This is a genomic window from Oleiphilus sp. HI0132 (assembly GCF_001635845.1).
In genome coordinates this window covers 1-882 of sequence record NZ_LWGJ01000755.1, presented here as the reverse complement: position 1 = coordinate 882, position 882 = coordinate 1, and the positions used below count along the sequence as shown (strand labels likewise).

Here is an 882-nt window from a genome sequence, read left to right as displayed (position 1 = left end):
TTACTTAGGTAGTAAAAAAATAAGCGATGTGTGCAAGGTTTACATTCCTTATTTTTTGCGTTTCCACTTTATGTAGAATAATGGACCCTCAACGATGAGCAAAGAGACCAACCAAATCACTTACAACTACAAAGTTGTAAGACAGTTTGCCATTATGACGGTGGTATGGGGTATTGTCGGCATGGCCGTCGGTGTTCTTATCGCTGCTCAATTAGTATGGCCAGAGCTAAACTTCGATTCACCTTATTTAAGCTTCGGTCGTATTCGCCCACTGCACACTAACGCAGTTATCTTTGCTTTTGGGGGTAGTGCTCTATTTGCTACATCGTTTTATGTGGTGCAGCGGACTTGCCAAGCACGCCTGGTCTCGGACACCCTCGCGTCATTCATGTTCTGGGGCTGGCAAGCGGTCATCGTTCTAGCAGCGATCACTTTGCCACTAGGCATTACTAGCGCAAAAGAATACGCAGAGCTTGAGTGGCCGATCGATATTCTAATCACCTTAGTTTGGATAGCCTATGGCGTCCTCTTTTTTGGTACCATAATGAAGCGTAAGACCAAGCACATTTATGTTGCAAATTGGTTCTATGGCGCATTTATTATCACTGTCGCGATTCTACACATCGGGAATAGCATGGCCATTCCAGTCACGTTCTGGAAGTCCTACTCTGCTTACGCAGGTACTGTCGATGCGATGATGCAGTGGTGGTATGGCCATAATGCTGTTGGTTTCTTCCTGACGGCAGGCTTCTTGGGCATTATGTACTACTTCGTTCCTAAACAGACTGGCAAGCCAGTTTATTCTTACAGACTATCTATTATTCATTTCTGGTCACTGATTTCTTTATATGTATGGGCAGGCGCTCACCACCTACATTACAG

At 44.9% G+C, this 882-nt stretch carries 1 protein-coding gene; it reads left to right on the top strand.

Translation table 11 applies throughout. The annotated features are described in order from the left end of the window. Nucleotides 1-94: 94 nt before the first annotated feature. The coding region (locus tag A3766_RS08925) for a cbb3-type cytochrome c oxidase subunit I (RefSeq protein ID WP_197479460.1) at nt 95-882 on the top strand (788 nt) is incomplete at its 3' end.